Origin of the sequence: Pseudoalteromonas sp. NEC-BIFX-2020_015 (genome assembly GCF_012952265.1) — a bacterium.
GTDB classification, from domain to species: Bacteria; Pseudomonadota; Gammaproteobacteria; order Enterobacterales; family Alteromonadaceae; genus Pseudoalteromonas; species Pseudoalteromonas neustonica.
Map to the genome: position 1 here is coordinate 25356 of NZ_JABCJL010000020.1, position 23792 is coordinate 49147.

The 23792-nt window shown below is 39.7% G+C and carries 20 protein-coding genes; 15 read left to right on the forward strand and 5 right to left on the reverse strand.

Translation table 11 applies throughout. The features are described 5' to 3' along the window. Positions 1-44 precede the first annotated feature (44 nt). A complete protein-coding gene (locus tag HH219_RS14760) occupies positions 45-500 on the forward strand; it encodes a hypothetical protein (RefSeq protein WP_169327899.1) in 456 nt (151 codons plus the stop codon). 66 nt (positions 501-566) lie between these two features. Here HH219_RS14760 and HH219_RS14765 read toward each other — a convergent pair whose 3' ends face one another. The 3 genes from HH219_RS14765 to HH219_RS14775 form a co-directional block, all read right to left on the reverse strand. Then, on the reverse strand, positions 567-2054 hold the full coding sequence (locus HH219_RS14765; RefSeq protein ID WP_169327900.1) for an exopolyphosphatase: 1488 nt from the start codon (positions 2052-2054) through the stop codon (positions 567-569). Continuing rightward, a complete protein-coding gene (gene ppk1, locus HH219_RS14770; RefSeq protein WP_054204487.1) occupies positions 2047-4134 on the reverse strand; it encodes a polyphosphate kinase 1 in 2088 nt (695 codons plus the stop codon). Before ppk1 ends, HH219_RS14765 begins: the two co-directional genes overlap by 8 nt. 119 nt (positions 4135-4253) lie before the next feature. Next, the gene (locus HH219_RS14775) at positions 4254-4760 is read right to left on the reverse strand and encodes an ACT domain-containing protein (RefSeq protein WP_169327901.1); all 507 of its coding nucleotides are present in this window, start codon (positions 4758-4760) and stop codon (positions 4254-4256) included. 341 nt (positions 4761-5101) lie between these two features. Here HH219_RS14775 and HH219_RS14780 point away from each other — a divergent pair, with 341 nt between their 5' ends. From HH219_RS14780 to HH219_RS14825, 10 genes are all read left to right on the forward strand, one after another. Beyond that, complete coding sequence (locus HH219_RS14780; protein ID WP_169327902.1) at positions 5102-7336, forward strand: ABC transporter permease subunit; 2235 nt, start codon at positions 5102-5104, stop codon at positions 7334-7336. 15 nt (positions 7337-7351) lie between these two features. Beyond that, positions 7352-9001, forward strand: coding sequence for a phosphate ABC transporter permease PstA (pstA, locus tag HH219_RS14785; RefSeq protein WP_054452824.1), 1650 nt, complete (start codon positions 7352-7354; stop codon positions 8999-9001). A gap of 26 nt (positions 9002-9027) precedes the next feature. Continuing rightward, positions 9028-9855 carry a phosphate ABC transporter ATP-binding protein PstB gene (pstB, locus tag HH219_RS14790; RefSeq protein ID WP_054204483.1) on the forward strand — a complete coding sequence of 276 codons (828 nt, stop codon included), beginning with the start codon at positions 9028-9030 and terminating at the stop codon, positions 9853-9855. A gap of 54 nt (positions 9856-9909) precedes the next feature. Further along, positions 9910-10611, forward strand: coding sequence for a phosphate signaling complex protein PhoU (gene phoU, locus HH219_RS14795; RefSeq protein WP_054204482.1), 702 nt, complete (start codon positions 9910-9912; stop codon positions 10609-10611). Between the two features lie 171 nt (positions 10612-10782). Beyond that, positions 10783-11460, forward strand: coding sequence for a TIGR00153 family protein (locus HH219_RS14800; protein ID WP_054204481.1), 678 nt, complete (start codon positions 10783-10785; stop codon positions 11458-11460). Positions 11461-11499: 39 nt separating this feature from the next. Then, positions 11500-12768 carry an inorganic phosphate transporter gene (locus HH219_RS14805; RefSeq protein ID WP_169327903.1) on the forward strand — a complete coding sequence of 423 codons (1269 nt, stop codon included), beginning with the start codon at positions 11500-11502 and terminating at the stop codon, positions 12766-12768. Positions 12769-12859: 91 nt separating this feature from the next. Further along, positions 12860-13789, forward strand: a complete 930-nt coding sequence (locus HH219_RS14810) for a hydrogen peroxide-inducible genes activator (protein WP_054452822.1) — start codon at positions 12860-12862, stop codon at positions 13787-13789. Between the two features lie 163 nt (positions 13790-13952). Beyond that, positions 13953-14495: an RNA polymerase sigma factor gene (locus HH219_RS14815; protein WP_169327904.1), complete on the forward strand. Its 543-nt coding sequence runs from the start codon at positions 13953-13955 to the stop codon at positions 14493-14495. After that, the gene (locus HH219_RS14820; RefSeq protein WP_169327905.1) at positions 14488-15078 is read left to right on the forward strand and encodes a hypothetical protein; all 591 of its coding nucleotides are present in this window, start codon (positions 14488-14490) and stop codon (positions 15076-15078) included. Before HH219_RS14815 ends, HH219_RS14820 begins: the two co-directional genes overlap by 8 nt. Positions 15079-15090: 12 nt before the next feature. After that, positions 15091-16002 (forward strand): hypothetical protein, encoded by a 912-nt coding sequence (locus HH219_RS14825; protein ID WP_169327906.1) that lies wholly within the window; start codon positions 15091-15093, stop codon positions 16000-16002. A gap of 40 nt (positions 16003-16042) precedes the next feature. Here HH219_RS14825 and HH219_RS14830 read toward each other — a convergent pair whose 3' ends face one another. Both HH219_RS14830 and HH219_RS14835 read right to left on the reverse strand, forming a co-directional pair. Then, on the reverse strand, positions 16043-16267 hold the full coding sequence (locus tag HH219_RS14830; RefSeq protein ID WP_169327907.1) for a hypothetical protein: 225 nt from the start codon (positions 16265-16267) through the stop codon (positions 16043-16045). A gap of 204 nt (positions 16268-16471) precedes the next feature. Next, the gene (locus HH219_RS14835) at positions 16472-18997 is read right to left on the reverse strand and encodes an EAL domain-containing protein (protein ID WP_054204474.1); all 2526 of its coding nucleotides are present in this window, start codon (positions 18995-18997) and stop codon (positions 16472-16474) included. A 170-nt stretch (positions 18998-19167) separates the two neighbouring features. Between HH219_RS14835 and queA the strand changes: the two genes are divergently transcribed. The 4 genes from queA to secD all read left to right on the forward strand — a co-directional run bounded on the left by queA (position 19168) and on the right by secD (position 23783). Then, positions 19168-20199 (forward strand): tRNA preQ1(34) S-adenosylmethionine ribosyltransferase-isomerase QueA, encoded by a 1032-nt coding sequence (queA, locus tag HH219_RS14840; protein WP_054204473.1) that lies wholly within the window; start codon positions 19168-19170, stop codon positions 20197-20199. 199 nt (positions 20200-20398) lie between these two features. Beyond that, positions 20399-21526 carry a tRNA guanosine(34) transglycosylase Tgt gene (gene tgt / locus HH219_RS14845; RefSeq protein WP_054204472.1) on the forward strand — a complete coding sequence of 376 codons (1128 nt, stop codon included), beginning with the start codon at positions 20399-20401 and terminating at the stop codon, positions 21524-21526. A 36-nt stretch (positions 21527-21562) separates the two neighbouring features. After that, a complete protein-coding gene (gene yajC, locus HH219_RS14850; protein WP_054204471.1) occupies positions 21563-21901 on the forward strand; it encodes a preprotein translocase subunit YajC in 339 nt (112 codons plus the stop codon). A gap of 22 nt (positions 21902-21923) precedes the next feature. Continuing rightward, positions 21924-23783 (forward strand): protein translocase subunit SecD, encoded by a 1860-nt coding sequence (gene secD / locus HH219_RS14855; protein ID WP_054204470.1) that lies wholly within the window; start codon positions 21924-21926, stop codon positions 23781-23783. Positions 23784-23792: the final 9 nt, after the last annotated feature.

The window sequence follows — 23792 nt, forward strand, 5'->3', positions numbered from 1 at the left end:
TTTTACGCAGGAGTATGGTTACTAGGGTTAATTAAGGAACGCACATGCAAGTTAAAACAATACAAGAAGTGTACGACTGGACTGTACTATTTCATACCCAAATGGCGGCAAATTTTTTTAGTCTCAGAGACGATTTAGCAGAGCATAACCAAATGCTGGCAGACTACTTTGTTAAGTACGAAAAAAAGTTGGCTGAGGATTTAGTTGGTTTTAAAGCCATCACGGAGATCAATACCTTAGATACTTATTGTTACGAGTACTTTGCTGAAAACTCTGAACTGATTAATTTTACAGATTTAAACCGTGATACGCGTGTTGATGAGCAAGCCATGCAAGGTTATATATCAGATCAACACCAAAAGGTAATTAACCTTTATGAGTATTTACTTAGTCGTGCAGAAACACCAGCTGGCAAAGAGAAGCTAGCACAATTGCTAGAGCTTGAGCAGCAAAGTTTAAAGCAGATGATACAAAGTTCTAATCGCCATATGGATATGTAACCATGTGACGAATTGTCGTTTAAATTTAGATAGCTAAGGCTATCCAAATTTAGCTATGTCTGTAAATCATACAAAGTCGATTAAAAAACCCACCTTTTTCAAGTACCTTTGCTCTTGTTGTAAATCGGCATGCAGCAGGGTTTGTTCATTGAGCCAACCTAGTGGAAACTGCAAAAGCATGCTGTTGCCTTTTACTGAAACCGCTAGGTCTTGATATTGATCATTAAGGCGCTTTTGGTTCAATAAAATGGCCAATCTCAGTAATACAATTAATTGTAATATTTGAAAGTGCGGCACCGAAAGTAAAGTAGGAAATTCTTCTAAGCGAATTTTTTTACGGTAAAAGCGTATCATGCAGCTTAGCAGCGTTTGTTGCTGTTGAGTAAACCCCGGTAGTTGGCTGTTTTCAACTACATATGCGCTGTGTTTATGTAAACCTGATGAGTTAATACCTAAACCCACTTCGTGTAATTGCGCTGCCCACAGGAGCAATTGATGATTATCTAATGAATCTAATTGCCACTCTTTTTGCACTTGCAAGAATAACCAATCAGCGGTATTAGCTACACGTTGTGCGTGTACTTTATCTATTGTATTTCTTTCGCTTAAATTAGTAATGGTATTGGTGCGTATATCTTTGAGTGCCAGCTTTTGTTGCATCTCATGAAGTAGGCCTTCGCGTAGCGAAAAGTCACTGTAGTTCATCTCAGTAATATTAAACAGCTCAAAGATTGCGATTAAAATGGCTAAACCACCACAGATACTCACTTGGCGCTCTGGGCTTAAACCTTCAATCAGTAGGTTATCAACAGTCTTTGCCGCAATGAACTGGGTTTTAAGTTCGAGCAACCGCTCTAAAGTGATATGTTTTTGCTCGGGATCATTTGTGCTGATCATCGCTAAAATTGACTTTATTGTGCCTGACGTGCCAACTACTGATTGCCAGCCAGCGCTAATATAAGTGGCAAAAATAACTTCAAGTTCTTGCTCTGCTTTTATTTGTGCTTTGCTAAAGCGTTTATCGTTAATAATACCATCGGCAAAAAATTGTTTTGTATAACTTACGCAGCCCATATTACGACTTGTTAGCAGCTTATGTTTAAAGTGTTTGCCAATAATGAGCTCTGTACTACCGCCACCAATATCAATCACTAAGCGGTTTTCATCGTGATGAATGTAATGGGCAACGCCTTGATAGATTAAACGTGCTTCTTCTTGCCCTGATATCACATCAATATGATAGGGAAAAACAGTACTTGCTTGAGTTAAAAACGAGTTAATGTTTTTAGCGCGTCTTAATGTGTAGGTTGCAGCAATTTTTACATTGCTGGCAGGGAAGTCTTGTAGCGTTGTTGCAAACTGCTTCAGTATCGCCAGTGCTCTATCAATCGCAGTTTGGCTTAATTGATTTTTGTCGTCTAAGCCATCAGCTAAATATACGCGTTGTTTTTCTTTATGCAAAATTTGTAGATTGCCATCCACTTCTCTTGCTACGACTAAATGAAAGCTGTTTGATCCTAAGTCAACCGCAGCAATTGAGGGATAATTATTCATTATTGTAATTGCCTTCCCATTTTTTTAAGTGATCATAAATAGCAATTTGTGAGCGTATTTTTTTACGATTGCCACGCCTCACATAATTATTTTTTTGCTCACTATCGATAATGCGCGCTTTGGTGCGATCTTTAAATTGTAGCTCAATAATATCTACAATAAGTCGTTTTAGTTGCTCATCGTAAATAGGAACGCCCACTTCAACACGATGGTCAAGGTTACGGGTCATCCAATCAGCAGATGAAATATAGACCTTTTCATCACCATTGTTACCAAAAATCATAACGCGTGGATGCTCTAAAAAGCGATCAACAATACTAATAATACGGATGTTATCGCTAAAATTATTGAGCCCAGGGACTAATGAGCACATACCGCGGACAATAATACGGATTTTAACGCCTTTTCTGGCTGCTAAATAAAGGCTATCAACCAGCGCTTTATCCACTAGGTTGTTTATTTTTACTGTGATTTTACCACTGTGGCCATTTTCAACATGCGTGATCTCTTGCTGAATTAAATTTAAAAGTACGTCACGGGCGTTAACGGGTGAAATCATTAAGTGTTCAAAGGTGAACGGCTTGTAGCTGCTTTCTATAAATTTAAATACGCTATCACTTTCATCACAGATGCCTGTATGTTTAGTGAATAGGCTAAAGTCGGTATATATTTTTGCTGTTTTTTCGTGAAAATTACCAGTGCCTATATGTGCATACTTTACTATTTGGCCTTTCTCACGACGATGAATGATACACAGCTTACTGTGAACTTTGAGTGCAGGGATCCCAAATATAACTTTAATGCCTGCACTACTGAGTATTTTTGCCCACTCGATGTTGTTTTGCTCATCAAAGCGGGCTTTTAGCTCCACCATTACAGTGACTTTTTTACCATTTTTAGCGGCATTGATCAGTGATGAAATAAGCCGAGATTTACTCGCAACACGATAAATATTTACCTTAATTTGCGTTACTTTTGGATCAAAAGCAGCTTGGCGAACATATTCAAGTAAATGGTTAAAAGTATGATATGGATAATAAAGTAAAATATCTTGTTGGCTAATTGCATCAAATACACTGGCATGATTATTAAAAGCTGTGCATTGCAGCGCGGGGAGTGATTTGTTCTCTAAGTATTGACGACCAATATTAGGAAAGCCGATAAAATCCCTAAAGTTACGATAACGTCCGCCTGGGATAAGTGCATCATGGTGGGTGACCCCTAAGCGTTTTTTCATTACTTTTAGCATAGGTTCAGGCATCGCTTGATCGTAAACTAAGCGCACAGGTTCAGCGTAAATACGCTGTTTTAAACCTTTAGACATTTTATCTAAAATGCCTTCTTCAAGCTCATCATCTAAGTTGTATTCTGCGTCTCGTGTGAGCTTTATTGAGTGACCATGGATTTGAGTAAAGCTAAAGAAACTGCTAAATACATCACTTAAAAAAAACAAAATAATGTCATCTAGCATCACGATAGTCTTGTGACGACGGGTTTTTTCAGAAGGTAAAATAACGAAACGTGGCACTCTATCAGTAGGAACTTCGAGCATCGCGTAGTGGCGTTTGTCGTTAAGCATCTCTACAAATAAGTAAGTCATAGTATCGTTTATATGATCAGAGTAATCTTTGTTTTCATCCAGCATAATGGGCGATATGTGCTGCAAAACATTGTCATTAAAAAAATTTTTAAGCCAATCAATGTGAAAATCACTAAGTTTTTCAGGACGCTGAACATGAATGTTATGGCTGTTTAAATCATGAAGAATTTGCTGGTGAATAAGATTAAATTTTTGACCTAACTGCAGTACTTTTTGTTGTATTTGGGTGAGTAGGATCTCATCTTCATCAAAATTTGTATCAGGTAGTTTATTTAGTAAAATACGACGCTTTACATCTGCAACTCTTACCCTGAAAAACTCATCAAGGTTATTCGAAAAAATACCTAAAAAACGCATCCGTTCAATAATTGGATTGCTTTTGTCTTTGGCTTCTTGCAATACGCGTTCATTAAATGACAACCAACTTAATTCTGGAGCAAAATAACTAATTGTTTGAGGCAACTCAGTGCAGGCGTTCATGTTCTATTCCTTTGATAGCAGCAGAATAAAATATAGAACATAAAGATGACAGTATAATGACAAACATGTCATTTTTGTGACATGTTTGTCTGTGTTAATTACTGATTTTTAAAAATTATTTATACATCTTCAATATCAACAATTAAATCGGCGGTTATCGCTTCAAGCGCAGCTACAACTTCATCTTTGTTCATACCAGCAGGTAAAGAGACTGTTGCGACGGCACTAAAAATAGGCACTCCCCAGTTTGGGGCGCTTTGTTGTTTAGAGTTTAAGTGAGTGATGTTTGCGCCCTTGTGGCGAATAACACTAGCAAGCTCTTGCACAATACCAGGGCGATCATTACCAGTGATAACGAAATTAAGCTTGGCGGTACTGTTATCTGTTGTGTCATCATTCCCCGTTTCAATGCGTACTTCTAATTTAGGAAGTGCATGTAATGAATCTTGTAGTTCTTGTAAATGTTCTTCAGGTACTGTCACTTCTAAAATGCCGGCAAAATGCCCTGCTAAATGACTTAAATTACTGCTTAACCAGTTACCGTGGTGGTTTAAAACAGTGGATGATATGTCTTCGACAAGTCCGGGACGATCTTGCCCTAAAATAGTTATAACTAATTGCTTCATAAAGTAAATCCCTTAAAATGCCGTAATTAAGTGATAAATGCTCAGGCATGAGAATAGTTGAATGATTATTATATTTAAAAATGAACCGAATTGAGTATTGACTCGGACCTAGAGTTTGTCCAATTTTTTTGCGCTTTCATTAATTAAAAAACAGTAATATAGTACTAGCGTTATTACCTTTATTGGGTAAATTGCTGTTTCTTAATGATAATTTATTAAGTTGAATTTTTTTCATACAGATAGCTTCCTTAAAACAAAATAACGCTATTATGACGTTTGTAACATTACTGTCATCTTGGTGAAATACACTATTCGCAACGTTAAGATTTAAAGGTGTTTTGATGACTTCCAATCCGAATAAACCGTCTTTTAATACGGATAGAAGCCGTCTATTTAAAGATCGGTTTGCCCAATTTAGTATTACAGCCGGTGGAATAATGGTGTTAATAGCGTTGCTATTGATCTTTTTCTATCTACTTTATGTAGTACAGCCTATTTTTGAATCTGCAAAAGTAGAAATGCGTAACAGCTTTACTTTAAGTAATGCTGAGCAAGTTGTTGGCTTAGGTGTTGAAGAGCAAACCGAAGTTGCTTTTTTGCTTAGTAAGCAGGGCAATGTTGATTTTCATAGTGTAGAAAAAGCGACCTTTGGTAAAAAGTTGGCAAGCTTGCCCGTTACACTTGACGGTGGAGTAAGCAGTTTTGCAAAAAGCGCCCCTTTTCAAGGGCTTTATGCTTATGGACTAAAAAACGGTGCGGTGATGATCGTGGCACCAAAGTTTTTAGTTACTTTTCCAAATAATACTCGCAAGCTAACACCTCGCTTGGATTATCCTCTTGGTGAAACACCTTTAGTTGTCGATGATGAAGGCGCTGCATTAACGCAGTTTGCATTTAGCCATTACGAAGAAAAAACGGCAGTAGTTGCGCAAACAGCCGATAAGCGTGTTGTATTTAGTAGTTTTGTGGCTGAAGAAAACATGTTCAGCGGTGAAGTTGAGTGGGTCGTTGAGCGCACCGAACTCGATGTCGATGGTCGTGTTGATCAACTGCTTATGTCGCCTGACACTACGCGTACATTTGTACGTTCAGCTAATCAAATTTATGTTTATGATACGCGTGACCCCAGTGAAGTCGAACTGATTCAAATGCTGGCAGCCAATGAAGAAAATGCCAATCTTGTTTCAGCTCAGTTGCTCGCAGGTGCTAACTCGTTGATGCTAGCAAATGATAATGGTGAAGTATCCCAGTGGTTTGAAATTAATACAGATGAAGGTCGTGAATATCAAAAAATTCGTGCCTTTGAAACATCAAAACAAAGCAAGCTGGATATTTTTACTGAATTTTATCGTCGTACATTTTTTACTACCAGTTCAAATGGTGAGTTAGGTGTGTATTACACCACCAGTGAAGCAAAGTTATGGCAAGGTAAAGTAAGTGAAGGGCCGATTGAAAACTTTGCAATAGCGCCACGTTCAAATGCGGCACTTATTTTGGCAGATAACAAGCTAACCGTTGTTGAAATTCATAATGAGCATCCTGAAGTTACCTGGTCTGCATTATGGCAAGAAGTGTGGTACGAAGGTTACCCTGAGCCAGGTTATATTTGGCAATCAACATCTGCCAGTGATGACTTTGAATCTAAATTCTCGTTAGTACCAATTTCATTCGGAACATTAAAAGCAGCCATGTATGCAATGCTATTTGCTGTGCCGATTGCTTTATCAGCCGCAATCTACACAGCCTACTTTATGTCAGGTTCATTGCGTAAAGTGGTAAAGCCAACGGTAGAAATAATGGAAGCATTACCTACCGTAATCCTAGGTTTCTTAGCTGGTTTATGGCTTGCGCCATTAATTGAAGAGCACCTTCCTGCGATAGTCGGATTATTGATCATGTTACCACTGGGGATTTTGGCCACTGCATTTGGTTGGACGAAATTACCGACCAGTATACGTCATCGCATACCAGAAGGGTCGCATTCAATTTTACTTATCCCAGTTGTGTTATGTATTGGTTGGTTGGCATTTGCCATGAGTGGTGTGATTGAGCAGTGGATGTTTGATGGTAATGTACGCCAATATCTAACCAATGAATTAGGTATGACATTTGACCAACGTAACTCGCTTGTTGTGGGTATTGCAATGGGTTTTGCGGTTATTCCAACTATTTTCTCGATTGCTGAAGATGCGGTATTTAGTGTGCCAAAACATTTATCTAATGGTTCCTTGGCATTAGGTGCAACACAATGGCAAACATTGGTCAGCGTGGTATTGCTAACAGCAAGCCCAGGTATTTTCTCTGCAGTAATGATGGGGTTAGGGCGTGCGGTAGGTGAGACAATGATTGTACTTATGGCGACGGGTAATACACCAATAATGGATTGGAGCATTTTCCAAGGTATGCGTACGCTTGCGGCTAATATTGCAGTAGAAATGCCAGAATCTGAAGTGGGCAGTTCACACTATCGAATTCTTTTCTTAGCAGCCTTTGTATTGTTCATATTCACTTTTATTTTCAACACAATTGCTGAGTTTGTTCGTCAGCAGTTGCGTGATAAATACAGCTCGATGTAAGCGGAGAGACACGACATGGTAAAGCAGTGGTTTAAGTCTGGTTCTCCTTGGATATGGATGACAGGTGGTGCAGTTAGTATCAGCTTGATTTCCGTCTTAGGGTTATTAGCAATGATTGCCTGGAAAGGGTTAAGCTTTTTCTGGCCTTCACAAGTAGTGCAACTTGAGTTGCAAGGTTCAGTGGTAAAGCAAACCGTTATTGGTGAGATTTATGACCGAGAAATGGTACCAAAATCACGCCTAGAGGCAATGGGTGTAGATTTATCTGATTACGATAAAGAAGAGCTTGAGCGCTTATTAATTAAAACCGGTAACCGTGAATATGTTGATTTGGACTTTCGTTGGGTTTTAGAAACAGATATTAACTCTCATACCGCGCCTGCAACATTGGCGGTGTTTGAACGAAGCAAAAACGGTAACTTTTACGGTTATGTTGACCAAGTGATTAAAGACGGGCAAGTCATCACTGACAACAAAGTAGAGGTGCTAGATGAGCTCGTTGAACGCGCGGTAGACTTAAATGATCAAGCGCTTGATTTACAAAATGGCGATATTGGGCATATTAACTTTGAGTTAGAGCGCTTACGTTTAAAAGAAAAATCTTATTTACTTGATGATGCATTAACGGATGAACGCGTTGCAGAGCTTGCGCAACAGCGTGCACAATTAAGGTCAGAATATGGCGTGCTTGAAAAACAATTGTTTGCACTTCGTAAAGAGGCCAAGCGTGACCAAGTAACGGTAAAAGATATGCGCGGCGAAATAGTCACATTGCCTTTGTATCAAGTTTTGGATTTTTGGTTTCCAAATGACATGGGATTCTTTGCTAAGCTTGGTCATTATTTTGTGCAGCTTGGTAAGTTTGTTTCAGATGACCCGCGTGAAGCAAATACCGAAGGCGGTGTATTCCCGGCTATATTTGGTACTGTGTTTATGGTCATGCTAATGGCTGTAATTGTGACTCCTTTTGGCGTTATTGCTGCAATATATTTACATGAGTATGCAGCTAAAAATGCAGTGACAAAGATGATCCGTATCGCGGTAATTAATTTGGCTGGTGTTCCTTCGATTGTTTATGGGGTATTTGGCTTAGGTTTCTTTGTTTATGTGCTTGGGGGGAGTCTGGATCAATTATTTTATCCTGAAGCATCACCAAGCCCTGTATTTGGTACGCCAGGGGTTATGTGGTCAGCACTAACGCTTGCTATCTTAACCTTACCTGTTGTTATTGTATCAACTGAAGAAGGTTTATCTCGTATTCCTAGTACGGTACGTCATGGTTCACTTGCACTTGGTGCAACAAAAGCAGAAACTCTATGGCGTATAATAGTGCCAATGGCAAGTCCGGCAATTATGACAGGCCTAATACTGGCTGTTGCACGTGCTGCTGGTGAAGTTGCACCACTAATGTTAGTGGGTGTTGTAAAAATGGCACCGACTTTACCGCTTGATGGTAACTTTCCGTACTTTCACTTAGATAGAAAGTTCATGCATTTAGGTTTTCACATATATGATGTTGGCTTCCAAAGCCCGAATGTTGAAGCAGCACGACCGTTAGTCTATGCCACTGCATTCTTATTGGTATCAGTGATTATCGCACTGAATATCACTGCAATCGGTATACGTAACCACTTACGTGAAAAATTTAGATCGCTTGATCAATAATTAGTAAAGATTTTAAGGTAATAAACATGATTACAGTCGCTCCACAGGTAACCCAGTCAAACACCAGTTTGAAGTTGGACTTAGAAAATTTAAGCACTGAGCAAACGGCGCTTCAGATCAAAAACTTAGATCTTTACTATGGTGAAAAACAAGCGCTTAGTTCAGTAAGTATGAATATACCAAAAGGCCAAGTAACGGCTTTCATCGGGCCATCGGGCTGTGGTAAGTCAACGCTATTACGCTGTATTAATCGTATGAATGATTTAGTAGATAGTTGCCGTATTGAAGGTGAAATTTTACTGCATGGGCAAAACATCTACGACAAAAAAGTAGATGTTGCGGCGCTTCGTCGAAATGTAGGAATGGTATTCCAACGTCCAAATCCATTTCCAAAATCTATCTACGAAAACGTAGTTTATGGCCTACGCTTACAAGGTATTAAAGAAAAGCGTAAGTTAGATGAAGTAGTTGAACAGTCACTGCGAGGGGCTGCGCTGTGGGATGAAGTAAAAGACAGACTACACGACAGTGCATTTGGTTTATCAGGTGGTCAGCAACAACGTTTAGTTATTGCTCGTTCAATTGCGATTGAACCAGAAGTATTATTGCTGGATGAGCCAACATCAGCACTTGATCCAATTTCTACATTGGTTATTGAAGAGCTAATCAATGATTTAAAAAATCAGTTTACCGTTGTTATTGTAACGCACAACATGCAACAAGCGGCGCGCGTTTCTGATCAAACCGCATTTATGTACATGGGTGAGTTAATCGAGTACTCAGATACAAATACGTTATTTACTACGCCGAACAAAAAGAAAACAGAAGACTACATTACCGGCCGATATGGTTAGTATAGTGGGCGTACTGTTTAGGTGATGTTAGCGATTCTGATAAGAAGGTAGACAATGGAACACAATATTAATAAGCATATCTCTGGCCGTTTTAATCAAGAGTTAGAGAACGTGCGTAATCATGTTTTAAGTATGGGCGGATTAGTTGAGCAGCAACTTAATAGCGCACTTGATGCTGTGAGTAATGGTGATGCTGAATTAGCGCGAAAAGTGCGTGAAAATGATTATAAAGTAAATGCCATGGAAGTGAATATTGACGAAGAATGCACTCGTATTATTGCTCGTCGTCAACCTGCGGCCAGCGATTTACGTTTAGTGGTTGCGATTGCTAAAACCATTGCTGATTTAGAGCGTATTGGTGATGAAGCTGAACGAATCGCTAAAGTTGCCCTTGATTCATTTACTAAAGATCAGCAAGATTTATTGGTAAACATTGAAAACATGGGGCGTCAAGTATCTAAGATGTTGCATGATGTTTTAGATGCTTTCGCACGTATGGATGTACAAAAAGCCTTTGAGGTACATAAGGAAGATGCCAAGGTCGATCGTGAATACGAAGCCATTACACGTCAAATAATGACCTATATGATGGAAGATCCACGTTCAATCCCAAAAATTATGGATTTAGTTTGGTCAGTGCGTTCTTTAGAGCGAATCGGTGATCGCTGTCAAAATATTGCTGAATATATAATCTACTTCGTAAATGGCAAAGATATTCGTCATACATCTCAAGAAGATATAGAAAAATCATTGTGATTTTTTTGGTGATTTTTTTTTTTATTAAAGCGACCAATGGTCGCTTTTCATGTTCTCGTTATAATTAATATTATGTTCAGGCACCAGTGAAGTAATAAAAGCATTCACAATCGTGGTGAATGCTGTAAAATTCACGCCGCAAAGCATACTAATTTGATTTAAGGGTCAGCTATGCCTACAAACGCATTTTTAGGAGTATTCGCAAAATCTCCTATAAAGCCAATGGAAGATCACATCAAGAAGGTACATCAAGCTAGTAAAGCTTTGATCCCTTTTTTCAATCACGTATTTAAAGAAGAGTGGGTACAAGCAGAAGTGATTCGCTTGGAAATTCGTACTTTAGAGCGTGAAGCCGACGACATGAAAAGAGATATACGTTTACAACTGCCGCGTGGATTGTTCATGCCGGTAGAGCGTACAGATCTGCTCGAACTCGTCACCCAGCAAGACAAAATTGCTAATAAAGCAAAAGACATTGCTGGTCGTGTAATTGGTCGTGAGATGACCATTCCAAAAGAGATTCAAGTCAATTTCTTAGCCTATGTAACACGGTGTGTTGATGCGACTAAACAAGCGTCAAATGCAATTAACGAGTTAGATGAGTTATTAGAAACTGGTTTTAAAGGTCGCGAAGTGACCTTGGTAGAAAAAATGCTCGTTGAATTGGATGCAATTGAACAAGACACGGATGATATGCAAATCATTATACGCCGCCAATTGCGCGCCGTTGAGGATGGGCTTAACCCAGTTGATGTTATGTTTTTATATAAAATAATTGAATGGGTTGGCGAGCTTGCGGATATCGCAGAGCGCGTAGGTTCACGTCTTGAGCTGATGTTAGCTCGTTAATTTACACTCAGTTCAATAACGAAAGATTAAGGTTACACAATGGATATCATTGCATCTTATGGCACGGTATTAATTTTAATTGCCGCAGCAGTCGGTTTTTTTATGGCTTATGGTATTGGCGCAAATGACGTTGCCAATGCTATGGGTACTTCAGTAGGGTCTAAAGCGCTTACAATTAAACAAGCAATTTTTATTGCGATGATTTTTGAGTTTGCAGGTGCTTATTTAGCCGGTGGTGAAGTAACATCGACGATACGCAAAGGCATTATTGACTCTGCCCCATTTATGGATATACCTGAATTAATGGTGTTGGGTATGATCTCAGCGTTATTTGCAGCAGGTAGCTGGCTATTAATTGCTTCTTTTCTTGGTTGGCCAGTATCAACTACTCACTCAATTATTGGTGCTATCATCGGATTCGCGTTAGTTGCAGTTGGCAGCGAAGCAATCCAATGGAATAAAGTGGCTGGAATTGTTGGTAGCTGGATAGTAACACCATTAATTTCAGGTTTTATTGCGTACTTAATATTTATGAGTGCACAAAAACTTATATTTGATACCGAGTCACCACTTAAAAATGCTAAACGTTATGTACCTATATACATGGGTCTTGCGGGTTTTATCATGTCTTTGGTTACGATCAAAAAAGGCCTAAAGCACATTGGTATTGATTTAGGTACAGTGGAAGGCTATGCATTAGCAATTGGTATTGCTGTTGTAGTTGGTATTATTGGTAAAATAGTTATTTCCCGCTTGAAGATAGATCCAAAAGCTGACAAGAACATGCAATTTAATAATGTTGAGAAAGTATTTGCTATCTTAATGGTATTAACAGCATGTTGTATGGCATTTGCACATGGGTCTAATGACGTAGCTAACGCGATTGGTCCTCTTGCTGCTGTTGTTAACATTGTAGAGAATAATGGTGAAATTGCTAAACAAGCTGCTATTGCATGGTGGATTTTACCGCTGGGTGGTTTTGGTATTGTTGCAGGTTTAGCTATTTTAGGTAAAAAAGTAATAAAAACCATTGGTGAAGGTATTACACATTTAACACCTAGCCGTGGTTTTGCTGCTGAATTAGCCGCTGCTTCTACTGTTGTTATCGCATCAGGAACTGGTTTACCCATCTCAACGACACAAACGTTAGTGGGCGCGGTTTTAGGTGTAGGTATGGCGCGTGGTATTGCTGCACTTAACATGGGCGTGATCAGAAACATTGCTGTTTCTTGGGTAATAACATTGCCAGTTGGCGCTGCCCTTGCTATTGTTATTTTCTACATACTAAGATTTGCCTTTGGAGTTTAATTCCTACGGCTTAAGTATTACAGACTTTTAGCTTGAAAAGATCTCAATGCCCATGGTGTTGGGGTCTTTTTATTTGTGGGTAAGAAAAGTTATGACTAATTTACCAAGTATAAAACAACTGCAATACTTATTAGCGGTTCATCAATATCAGCATTTTGGTCGAGCAGCAAGTGCCTGCTTTATTGGTCAATCCACATTAAGTAGTGCAATTCAAACGCTTGAAGAAACTTTGGGATGTCAGCTTATTGAGCGTGAAAATCGTAGCCTCATGTTTACCGCCATTGGTGAAGATGTCGTAGAGCGAGCGCGCAAAATTATAGATGATACTCTCAGTGTTAAAGAGCTTACAAAAAGCCATTTAAGCCCACTTAGCGGCAAATTAACGCTTGGTGTAATTCCTACTATTGCTAGTTTCATAGCTGCGCCTTTATACGCACTATGCCAACAACAATATGTGGATTTAGAATTAGTACTGGTTGAGGATACAAGTGACAGCTTATTAAATAAGTTAGAGCACGGCCATATAGATATGGCATTACTCGCTTTACCCTATGAGACCGACAAGTTTCATACACAAGTACTTGCACAAGATCATTTTAGCTTAGTGCATCACAAAGATTATTTGCCAGCAACAGGGATAGAAGACTTTAATCTGTTACCGGATGCAAGCGTATTCCTACTTGAACGAGAGCACTGCATGACAGGTCATGCATTGAGTGCTTGTCACTTAAACCGTTCAAGCTGTATTAACCCGTTTGAAGCGGCAAGCTTACACACACTATTGAGTATGGTTGAACATCAGCTCGGGGTGACCTTTTTGCCACAAATGGCAATTAATGCGGGGATTTTAGATAACAAAAACATGTTAGCCACGGCCTCTCAAGGTGATGCTTATCGTGACATTGGTATTTTATGGCGCAAAACCACAGGGCGAATTCGTGATTTTCGTTTATTTAGCCAAATGCTAGAAAATTTTTTAAAACAGCAATGCCGTTTAATACCAATCGACTTAAATATTTAACCATTCTAGCGAGCTAAATGGTCAGTAACTTAACACGATTGGTATGCAGGAATAGCTCATCAAGGTGAGCTATTTATTTTTTAATTTATTTTCATCTTTTCCAAACTATCCTCGCGCTCCTATCGACTAATCTTATAAGTAAAATAACTAAGCATCGAGAATCGTGTTTTTTCAATCAACAGAAACATTAATCGCCAAAGCACAGCAAGGTAATAAGCGAGCCTGGCTTAAGCTGGTTAAACAGCACGAGAGCCGAGTTTATAACCATTGCTTGCGGATGCTCAGTAACCCGGATGATGCCATGGATTTAATGCAAGAGGTGTTTATTTCTGTCTATAAGAGCTTGCCAAGTTTTCGTGGTGAGTCGAGCTTTAATACTTGGATCTTCCAAATTGTGCACCGGCGCAGTGTTGAATATTATCGTCGTCGCAAGTACTACCAAAGTCTTGATGAAGTGCCTGAGCAGGCATGTGAACACAGTGAGCTGGAAAGTAACCAGTTAGTGCAAGTTCAGCATCAGCAATTAAAGACGATGCTGAATAACTTACCGTGGGAGCAGCGCTTAGTGGTGGAACTGAAGTTTTTTCAGCATTGCACTTTTGAAGAAATATCAGAGCAACTAGATATCTCCACCAATACCGCCAAATCACGGTTATACAGTGCATTAGGTAAATTGAAAGTTTATTTGGAGGCCGTCGATGGCTAATTTAGAGACGCTTTTTGAGCAATGGTTAGATGGGAAGGTTTTGAGTGATGCACAGTTGCAGCTGCTTGAGAATGATCCTGAATATAAAGCTTTAATGAACCAAGCACAAATATGGCAACAGCATAGTCGAGATTACAAAGCTGAAGCCGTGCCAACATGGGAGCGCCAATCAAGCATGTCTAAGATCAGCTCTGCTGGCGTGTTTAATATGGCTGGCGTATGGGCCGTTGCTGCATCAGTGATGATTTGTTCGCTCATTTTTTTAGTTATGCCAAAACAGCAGACGCCAGAGCTACTGGGGCAGGTAGCGCAACAAACACAGTTATTGGAGTCGCAACAAAAGCAAATTGATCAACTGCAAAAAATTATCACTGCACAAAATGAATTACAGCAGCAGCAGATGTACCAATTAGCTAAAGAGGCTATAGCAACTGGACGGGTTGAACGCCAAGAAGACATAAATAGTTTAATTACCTATATCAAAACCCAGCGCGCCCAAGACCAAGCGTATTTACGGATGCAATTAAATGATTTAGCCGAACAAGTACAAGAGCAGCCAATGGCCGCTATCGCCAAAAATTAGGAGTATAGAGCAATGAACAAAAAACTTATCAGCAGCGCCATTATTGCCATTATTGGTTGTGCAAGTGGCAATCTACAGGCGCAAACCCCAGTAGAATTGGCTGCAATCCAGCGTGAAGTGAGCATTATGGAAAACATTTTAAGTACTGCTTTAAAGCAAGATACCAATAAAAAAATTCGTGCCATGCAAGCTAACTATTTTGTCAAACAAGGTGTGGTATTTGAATTAGATGTCAGAGGCACTAGCCGTTGGCAAACTATTTTTAGTAATGCGCCTAACGCGCCGTTACCACCTTTGGCTAATATTGACTTTTCCAATATGAATATTGAGTTCATCAGTGATAAGGTTGAAGTATTCAGTGAGCAGGCCGTTGAATCATCACGAGAAGCTTATCAACAAGCAATGGAAGTCATGCGAGAGGGCGCTGAGCAAGTACGCGAAATCGCTGAGCAAGAACGTGATGTGAGCCGTGATTTACGTGAGCTAGAACGTGAAAAACGTGACTTAGAGTTTGCTAATCGTCACGATAATAGCGCCGCAGCAAAAGAGCTTGAGCAACGTAAAAAAGCATTAGAAAAAGATATTGCTAAGCTTGAAAAGCAACAAACTACGCTTACTAAGCAGCAACAGCAATTACGCCAAGATATACAGGCAAAGCAGGTTGAACGTGAGAGGCAGCAAGCCGCGGAGCAGCAAAAATTACTCGCTCAAGTAAGTACGAGTATCAGCCTTACTCTGTGTGATTACGGCAGTGGGCTACGTAGTTTACCTAATGACGAACATGTTAGCTTTGTTCTGAAAGGGCTCGGTGATAAAAACACCAACTTAATTAAAGTGTTTGATAAATCAGATATTAAAAAATGTGTAGTAGGCGACATAAAAGCCAGCGATTTAGCACTTAAGGCAATTACCTATCAGTTTTAATTTGATAAAAACTTATCCCTGACCAACAAAGCAGTCGTTGTTACAAAGGCTGCTTTTCATTATGTCTTTCATATTCAAATTGTTTATTGAAAGGGGTAATGTCTGGCAAAAATAATAAATACACCCACACCACTAAATTGAAATAGGGTATTAAACCTAAGCACGTAAATGTGCTGATAGGATAACCTTTGATATTAGCATAACGGCGGCATTGGTAAGCTATCCCTAAGTTTACTGCCAACAATAATACAATTAATTGCACCATAACCTTCTCCATAAGTAGACAATAGCATAATAAATAACACATTTGTGTTTATTGGGTATATTGTCGTAGATTGGTGATGTCTTGTTTATTTTTGTTTATCTTACAAAAATAGTGACATTTAAAATCTGTATGAGCAAAGTATAGATGAGATTTCAGCGGATGGAAGTAAAATTTTCATCGGTAAGCTTCAAAAATCAACCATGTTTACTTAGGTGCTTGTTCGTAAAAAGTTTTGTTCTGAGAAATTTTTTCTAGTTCGTAAGGGATTCTTTCAATTGGTACTGGGCGAGAAATAAAATACCCTTGGCCGTAATCAACACCAATTTCTTTTAGTGCTAAAAAGATCTCTTTATTTTCAACGTATTCAGCTACAGAGCGCTTATCGAGGGAGCGGCTAATATCATTAATAGCTTTAACGAGTGCTAAATCAATTGGATCATTGAGCATATCCCGAACAAATGAGCCATCTATTTTGACATGTTGAGCGGGAAGCTGTTTAAGGTAATTAAAGGTGCTAAAGCCGGTGCCAAAATCATCTATCGAAAAATGACAACCTAGACGGTTAAGCTTTTCAATCATTGCGCGAGTAGCTACTAGGTTGTTAATACTTGCAGATTCGGTTATTTCAAAGATTACTCTCGTTGGCGATACCTTATATTCTTCGAGGCTAGATTCTATGTGTGGTAATAAACGTTCATCTAAAAATGATTGTGCAGATAAGTTAATAGCGACTTGATTAAGCTCTGGGTATTGCGAAATTGCAGCTATAGCATTTCGGATCACGCATTGGTCCATTAAGTACGTATCGTTAAGCAGCTCAAGAGACGGAATAAACTGGTTAGGGTAAATTAAATCATCGTTGAGTTTTAATCGTAATAGCGCTTCAAAATAGGCAATGTTACCTCTCTTAAAGTCCCAGATTGGTTGATAGTGTAATTCAATTTGATCTTGTTGCAGTGCTTGACGAATGCTGTGTCCCCATTCAAGGCCTGCTTGCATAGTGTTGTTATCTGAATCGTCCTTTGAGTAGCAATGGACTAAGTTTCGGCCTAAATTTTTGGCAACATATAACGCAATATCAGCTTGTTTTAAACATTCACTCGGATCGTTATTCGCGGCTGTAATTTGGGTTAGGCCAATAGAGCAACTAATGGAATAGATTTGCTCTTCTGATTGGAACTGATGGCCTTCAATTGCCATACAAATACCTTCAGCAACTAAGTGTGCATCAAGCAAGTTAATATTTTTTAAAATGATCGAAAACTCATCGCCACCAATACGACATATCAAATGCTCATCGCTAATATTGGCAATAAATAATTGCGCCACTTCCTTTAAGACAATATCACCTTGTTGGTGACCTTTACTGTCATTAATAATTTTAAAGTGATCAAGATCGATATAAATAAGTGCATGCTCAATTTCGCCATGAGTGAGCTCCGTTTGGCATATATGATTGAGCTGTTGATCAAAATAATAGCGGTTATGTAAGCCCGTTAAAGTATCATGCAGTGCTAAATGACGAAGTTGTAACTCAGCTTGCTTACGTTCATGAATATTATCAATAGTTGCAGTAATGGTAGTTGCATTACTGCTGTTTTTTATCAATTGTAAGCGGCACTCTACCCAAATTGTTCTGCCATCTTTATGGCTTATTTGAATTTCAATTTGTTGCTGTTCAATACCTGCGTTCAAAATACTGCTAATTGTATCGAGTAATTTGGGCTTATCATCAACATGGCAGTAATCAGTTAATGATTTAGTTAGTGTTTCTTTAATACCGTAGCCTGTTAAGGCTTCCCAAGCTGGGTTGATAAAACGAATACGTCCTTGCTGATCAAATTCAAGTACGACAGTATTTAAATGCAGTAAAATTCGTTGATGTGCTGAAAATAGTTCTTTGTAGCGACTCTGACTTTGGCTTAATTGTTCTACTTTTTGCGCAAATTCAGCATAGCTGACCATAAAATCTTCACGACGAGCAGCATGATCACATACTTTGGTTAAAAAAGATTGCTCATAAGGCGCACGAATAAAGTCAGTCACGCCAGACAGTAGTAGCTGCTCAGCGTAATCAGCATCATGCGTATCTATTATTGTTACTATTGCTTGCTTAGGATTATGCTGCAGTATTTCTTTGACTAGTTGATTTGCAGATGCTGCTTGTGCTGCGGTGGCATCGAGCAACACGATAGAAAACTTTTGCTGCAAGTAAATAGACAGCGCTTGCTTATTATTAATGACATGTGTGCAAGCAAAATTAAGTTGTAAATGTTGCTCAATTTCAGCGGCTCTATTGTCATCAGTCTCTAGAAGTAATAGGTTTAATCGACTGCTTTTTTCAAGGTGAGTAGAGAGCACATTAGCCAATACTTGTGGCAGCATATCTTGGCGCTCAAAAGGCAATACAGCATCAATACCATAACTACGGGCTGTTGTTTCTGCAATTCGCTCACAATAGATAGGAGGGGTAAGTAATATTGGGGTGTTTTTAGGGGTGCTAAGCAGGCCCGAACGTATCATTCTCGAGAACCGCCAACCATCAATTTTACCTACATCAAGCCCTGTAATAATGATATCAACAGCTTGATTTTTTAAAATGTCGAGTGCTTGTTGACTGTCATTAACTTCAATGAAAGTAAATACATTGAGTCTATTGAGGGTGGATTTAATGGTTTGACGCTCAGACAAACTAGCGTTTAAGATCAGCAACTTTAGCTGCTTAGCCATAACGTCATACCTCTTTTTCAGTCATGATTAATTCAGTTGATTAGGATAATGCCATTTGCCATGAACCACAAGAGAACATTACAGGGTATTTTTATTCACCTCCTTAGTTGAGCAAATAGCGCGATACAGTTAAACTTGGCGCGACTTTTTTGATGTGGATGTTCCCTCTTATGCGCGTGGCCGATTTTAGCTTTGACCTTCCTGATGAATTAATTGCTCGTTTTCCTAAACAGGATCGAACCAGTAGTCGATTACTCACCTTAGATGGCCCCAGTGGCGACCTAGAACACAAGATATTTAGTGATGTACTTGATCTAGTTAATGAAAATGACTTGCTTGTATTTAATAACACAAAAGTAATCCCTGCGCGTATGTATGGCCAGAAATCCTCTGGTGGTAAAGTTGAAGTATTAGTTGAACGAGTACTCGACGAGCATCGTGTGTTGGCCCATGTGCGAGCCAGTAAATCACCAAAACCTGGGACCACCATCATCCTTGAAGGTAAAGCTGAGGCAACTATGGTGGGTCGTCATGGTGAGTTATTTGAATTGCAATTTACTGATAGCCAAAATGTACTAGAAATATTGAATGACATTGGCCACATGCCATTACCACCTTATATTGACCGCCCAGACACAGACGAAGACCGTAAGCGCTACCAGACTGTTTACGGTGAAAAGCCCGGTGCTGTTGCAGCGCCTACCGCAGGTCTGCATTTTGATGACGCTTTAATGGCGGCTTTAAAAGCAAAGGGTGTGAGTATGGCATTTGTTACATTACACGTAGGCGCAGGTACATTTCAGCCTGTACGTGTAGATTCGGTTGATGATCATATAATGCACTCAGAATACATTGAAGTGCCTGATGATGTTGTCGCTGCTGTAGCCGCAACAAAAGCCAAAGGTGGGCGAGTTATTGCAGTGGGTACAACGTCTGTACGCTCACTTGAATCAGCAGCAAAGATCCATGGTGGCCAATTAGCCACTTACTTTGGTGATACCGATATATTTATTTACCCAGGTTATGAGTTTAATGTAGTTGATGCCATGGTAACTAACTTTCATTTATCAGAATCAACACTGATTATGCTAGTGAGCGCATTTGCGGGGCAAGATAATATTATGGGTGCATATCAAACCGCTATTGAGCAAAAATATCGCTTTTTCAGTTATGGCGATGCAATGTTTTTAACTCGCAAATAGTTTTTATTGTTAAAGTAGATAAAACCCAACTCAGTGTTGGGTTTTTTAGTTTTAGTTTTACACTTTTAATCACCGCTTTTAGCCCAATTAATGGTATTGCAGTAGTAAGTAATGATAGAATCGAGCGGTTAAATTATAGCTTGTTGGTGTTCGTGACCAACATCAGTAGTTGGACTGTTTTTCCGACATTGAGGTAAATATGAAATTTGAATTAGACCGTACAGATGGTAAAGCCCGCCGCGGCCGCTTGATTTTTGATAGAGGCGTAGTAGAAACGCCTGCATTTATGCCTGTAGGGACTTACGGCACAGTCAAAGGCATGACGCCGGATGAAGTTAAAGATACTGGTGCGCACATTTGCCTTGGTAACACTTTTCACTTAATGCTTCGCCCTGGGACAGAAATCATCAAGCAACATGGTGGTTTACACGGTTTTATGAATTGGGATAAACCAATTTTAACCGATTCAGGTGGTTTCCAAGTATTTAGCTTAGGCGCAATGCGCAAGATCTCTGAAGAAGGTGTTTTATTTAGCTCGCCAGTTAACGGTGAAAAAATTATGTTATCACCTGAAAAAGCGATGCAAGTACAGCGTGATTTAGGCTCAGATATCGTGATGATTTTTGACGAATGTACGCCTTACCCAGCGACTGAAAAAGAAGCGAAAGACTCAATGGAACTATCACTTCGTTGGGCTAAACGTTCTAAAGAAGGTCATAGTGATAACCCGTCAGCTTTGTTTGGTATTATCCAAGGTGGCATGTATCCAGAGCTACGTGCTCAATCACAAGCTGGTCTTGAAGAGATTGGTTTTGATGGTTATGCGCTAGGTGGTTTATCAGTAGGTGAGCCAAAGGCTGATATGATTAATATTCTTGATCATTGTGCTTATAAAATGCCAGAGAACAAACCTCGCTACCTAATGGGTGTGGGCAAGCCTGAAGATTTAGTCGAAGCGGTACGCCGTGGTATCGACATGTTTGATTGTGTGATGCCAACTCGAAATGCACGTAACGGCCATTTATTTATTACTGGTGGTATTGTCAAAATACGTAACGCAGTACATAAAACAGACACCGGCCCTTTAGATCCAGAATGCGATTGCCATACGTGTAAAAATTACTCTCGCGCTTACTTACATCACCTTGATAAATGTAATGAAATACTAGGTGCGCGACTAAATACTATTCATAACTTACGTTATTACCAGCGTGTTATGGAAGGTTTGCGTAATGCCATTAGTGAAGGCAAATTAGATGAATTCGTAAATGATTTTTATGCACGCCGCGGCCAAGAAGTGCCAGAGCTTGCTGATACAGAAAATTAAAAAATTAAATTTTATAAAAATTAAAGAGGAAGTGTTATGAGTTTATTTATTTCAAACGCCCACGCAAGTGCGGCAGGTGCAGCTCCAGCCGGTGGTGGTTATGAGATGTTGATTATGCTAGCTATTTTTGGCTTAGTATTTTACTTCTTGATTTACCGTCCACAAGCTAAGCGCGTAAAAGAGCATAAAAGCTTAATGAGCGCGATGGCTAAAGGTGACGAAGTACTTACACAAGGTGGTTTAGTCGGTAAAATTGCTAAGATCTCTGAAGATAAAGACTTCATCGTTATTTCATTGAATGACCAAGCAGAAGTCACTGTACAAAAATCAGCAGTGTCAGCTGTGCTGCCTAAAGGCACAATGAAGTCACTATAATAATAAAAATAAGGACGCCCACGTGTTAAACAAGTTTCCATTATGGAAGTATTTACTTGTTCTAGCTGTGATTGCGATTGGCCTTTTATATGCCTCTCCTAATTTGTATGGTCGTGATCCGGCCATACAAATTTCAGGCACTAAAGGCGCTGACGCTGATCTCAGTGTAGTAGATAAAGTAAATTCCATACTTAAAGATCAAAACGTTACTGTAAAATCAGCAAAACTGGAAGACGGCCAAGTATTGATCCGTTTCAAAAATGTTGAAGAGCAGCTTAAAGCGCAAGATTTATTGCGTGATGGATTGAGCGAAGATTACATCTCAGCCATTAATATGGCCCCGGCGCAACCTCATTGGTTAAAAGCCCTTGGCGGTAACCCAATGAAATTGGGCTTGGATTTAAGTGGCGGTGTTCACTTTACGATGGAAATCGACATGGTCACTGCGGTTGATAATGCGCTTGAGCAAATGAACCAAGATTACAAAAGTGACCTACGTGAAGAAAAGCTACGCTATCGCACGGTTCGCCGTGTAGCGGGTACTGAACGTATTCGTGTTGAAATGCGTAACGAAGAAGATAAAGACGCTGCTGAGCGTTTCTTACAATCACGTTACCCTCTACATAACTTCATCGATGATAGCTCTAACGATAATGCGTTTTACGCGAATATTAGTGATCAGAAACTAAAAGAAATTCGTGACTACGCTATCAAGCAAAACGAAACAATTATTCGTAACCGTATCAACCAAATTGGTGTTGCAGAGCCTAATGTTCAACGCCAAGGTGCAGAGCGTATTATTGTTCAGCTACCAGGTGTACAAGATACAGCCCGCGCCAAAGAAATTTTAGGTGCAACGGCAACGCTTGAGTTTCGTGAAGTGGATGAAAATGCAGATCCGAGTGCCGCAGCACAAGGGCGCATTCCACCTGGCACCGAAATGATCATGAGCCGTGATGGTTACCCTGTGGTATTAAAAAAACGCATCATTCTTGAAGGTAGCCACATTACTGGCGCGCAATCAGGTGCTGATGAGTATCAACGTCCACAAGTAAGTATCAGCCTTGACAGCAAAGGCGGCGCAAAAATGAATGCCTTTACCAAGCGTGCTATTGGCAAGCGTATGGCAACTGTATTTATTGAATATAAGCCATCAGGTAAAACGGACGAAAACGGCAAAGCATTACCGCCAATTAAAGTGGAAGAAGTAATTAACGTAGCAACCATTCAAGCCCGCCTTGATCGTTCGTTCCGTATTACCGGCATTGATAACCCAGCAGAAGCGCATAACTTAAGTTTATTACTACGTGCGGGTGCACTTGTAGCACCAATTCAAATCGTTGAAGAACGTACAGTAGGACCAAGCTTAGGCCAAGAAAATATAGAAGCTGGTATGACTGCGGTTGCATTAGGCTTTCTTTTCGTACTGATATTCATGTTGGTTTACTACAAAGGCTTTGGTTTAGTCGCTAACCTTGCATTGGCAGCTAACTTAGTACTAATAGTGGGTGTAATGTCGCTGATCCCTGGTGCTGCATTAACACTGCCTGGTATTGCCGGTATCGTATTAACGGTTGGTATGGCGGTCGATGCGAACGTACTAATATTTGAACGTATTCGTGAAGAATTGGCTGATGGACGTAGTCCTCAGCAAGCAGTTCATCATGGTTATGACAGTGCATTTAGTACAATTTTTGATGCTAATATTACAACCTTAATTGCAGCAGTTATCTTATTCGCTGTTGGTACAGGTCCGATCGCAGGTTTTGCAGTAACACTTGCCATTGGTATTCTTACTTCAATGTTTACAGCCATTGTTGGTACCCGTGCGGTGATCAACTTATTCATTGGCGGTAAGCGAATTGATAAGCTGTCAATCTAAGGAGCATAT

What these genes read in the sequence shown, in the direction of transcription:
- HH219_RS14760 (WP_169327899.1), top strand. Translation starts at nt 45, where the DNA reads ATGCAAGTTAAAACAATACAAGAAGTGTACGACTGGACTGTACTATTT.
- HH219_RS14765 (WP_169327900.1), bottom strand. Translation starts at nt 2,054, where the DNA reads ATGAATAATTATCCCTCAATTGCTGCGGTTGACTTAGGATCAAACAGC.
- ppk1 (WP_054204487.1), bottom strand. Translation starts at nt 4,134, where the DNA reads ATGAACGCCTGCACTGAGTTGCCTCAAACAATTAGTTATTTTGCTCCA.
- HH219_RS14775 (WP_169327901.1), bottom strand. Translation starts at nt 4,760, where the DNA reads ATGAAGCAATTAGTTATAACTATTTTAGGGCAAGATCGTCCCGGACTT.
- HH219_RS14780 (WP_169327902.1), top strand. Translation starts at nt 5,102, where the DNA reads ATGACTTCCAATCCGAATAAACCGTCTTTTAATACGGATAGAAGCCGT.
- pstA (WP_054452824.1), top strand. Translation starts at nt 7,352, where the DNA reads ATGGTAAAGCAGTGGTTTAAGTCTGGTTCTCCTTGGATATGGATGACA.
- pstB (WP_054204483.1), top strand. Translation starts at nt 9,028, where the DNA reads ATGATTACAGTCGCTCCACAGGTAACCCAGTCAAACACCAGTTTGAAG.
- phoU (WP_054204482.1), top strand. Translation starts at nt 9,910, where the DNA reads ATGGAACACAATATTAATAAGCATATCTCTGGCCGTTTTAATCAAGAG.
- HH219_RS14800 (WP_054204481.1), top strand. Translation starts at nt 10,783, where the DNA reads ATGCCTACAAACGCATTTTTAGGAGTATTCGCAAAATCTCCTATAAAG.
- HH219_RS14805 (WP_169327903.1), top strand. Translation starts at nt 11,500, where the DNA reads ATGGATATCATTGCATCTTATGGCACGGTATTAATTTTAATTGCCGCA.
- HH219_RS14810 (WP_054452822.1), top strand. Translation starts at nt 12,860, where the DNA reads ATGACTAATTTACCAAGTATAAAACAACTGCAATACTTATTAGCGGTT.
- HH219_RS14820 (WP_169327905.1), top strand. Translation starts at nt 14,488, where the DNA reads ATGGCTAATTTAGAGACGCTTTTTGAGCAATGGTTAGATGGGAAGGTT.
- HH219_RS14825 (WP_169327906.1), top strand. Translation starts at nt 15,091, where the DNA reads ATGAACAAAAAACTTATCAGCAGCGCCATTATTGCCATTATTGGTTGT.
- HH219_RS14830 (WP_169327907.1), bottom strand. Translation starts at nt 16,267, where the DNA reads ATGGTGCAATTAATTGTATTATTGTTGGCAGTAAACTTAGGGATAGCT.
- HH219_RS14835 (WP_054204474.1), bottom strand. Translation starts at nt 18,997, where the DNA reads ATGGCTAAGCAGCTAAAGTTGCTGATCTTAAACGCTAGTTTGTCTGAG.
- queA (WP_054204473.1), top strand. Translation starts at nt 19,168, where the DNA reads ATGCGCGTGGCCGATTTTAGCTTTGACCTTCCTGATGAATTAATTGCT.
- tgt (WP_054204472.1), top strand. Translation starts at nt 20,399, where the DNA reads ATGAAATTTGAATTAGACCGTACAGATGGTAAAGCCCGCCGCGGCCGC.
- yajC (WP_054204471.1), top strand. Translation starts at nt 21,563, where the DNA reads ATGAGTTTATTTATTTCAAACGCCCACGCAAGTGCGGCAGGTGCAGCT.